The sequence below is a fragment of the Ureaplasma sp. ES3154-GEN genome (genome assembly GCF_025780075.1).
Taxonomy (GTDB): Bacteria; Bacillota_I; Bacilli_A; order Mycoplasmatales; family Mycoplasmoidaceae; genus Ureaplasma.
This window is the reverse complement of the sequence record NZ_JAOXHM010000010.1, coordinates 1-824: the sequence shown is the minus strand read 5'-3', so window position 1 is coordinate 824 and position 824 is coordinate 1. Positions and strand designations below refer to the sequence as shown.

1 protein-coding gene is annotated in these 824 nt (G+C 22.1%); it reads right to left on the bottom strand.

What is annotated here, in order from left to right:
* Nucleotides 1-631: 631 nt before the first annotated feature.
* The coding region (locus OF377_RS03265; RefSeq protein ID WP_263836453.1) for a hypothetical protein at nt 632-824 on the bottom strand (193 nt) is incomplete at its 5' end.

Genomic DNA, 824 nt, shown 5'->3' with positions numbered 1-824 from the left:
ACAAGATTCTACTTTCTTTTTAAGAGATAGAACTGCTCAAGGTAGTGAATATCCAAGACATGAATACCATTTTAACGATATGTGATGAAACGAATATATGATCACAAAAAGAGCACTGGAATTTTTATTAAAATATGTTAAGGAACAAAATGGACATTTTATTGGTAATTAATTGGTAATCATTTTTAAAAACAACTCCTCTTTAGGTGTTGTTTTTTTGTTTCTTATAAATATAAACAGCAATAGACTATAATATTTTTTAAAAATTAAACACGTATAAATTTTTTATTTTATACAAAATATAGTGATTTTTTATTTTCAAATGAAATAGTTAGACAATTATTGAATTATAAATTTAATTTTTTATTTAAAACTTTACTAATGTTTTTAGGTTATACTAGTTGTTTTTTGTTCCTACCTACCTGTATTTAGTAGGATATATTTGATTTAAATAGTCTATGGAAGATTTTTAATTTATATGCTGAACAATTACAACTTGATTGCAACATATAATTATGTACATTAATCATAATTTATAATCAACAACAAATTTTACACTTTAATAAAGTGATAGCATTGAAGTAATTTATTGTTTTTTATTTTATGCAAGACCATTTAAAAAGTTATTTTTTTATTGATATTGGAATTGGAAATATTGTTTAAAATATTTTTTATTGTCTTTGATTAATTTTTTTAATAAAAATTCCAGTGCTCTTTTTGTGATCATATATTCGTTTCATCACATATCGTTAAAATGGTATTTATGTCTTGGATATTCACTACCTTGAGCAGTTCTATCTCTTAAAAAGAAAGTAGAATCTTGA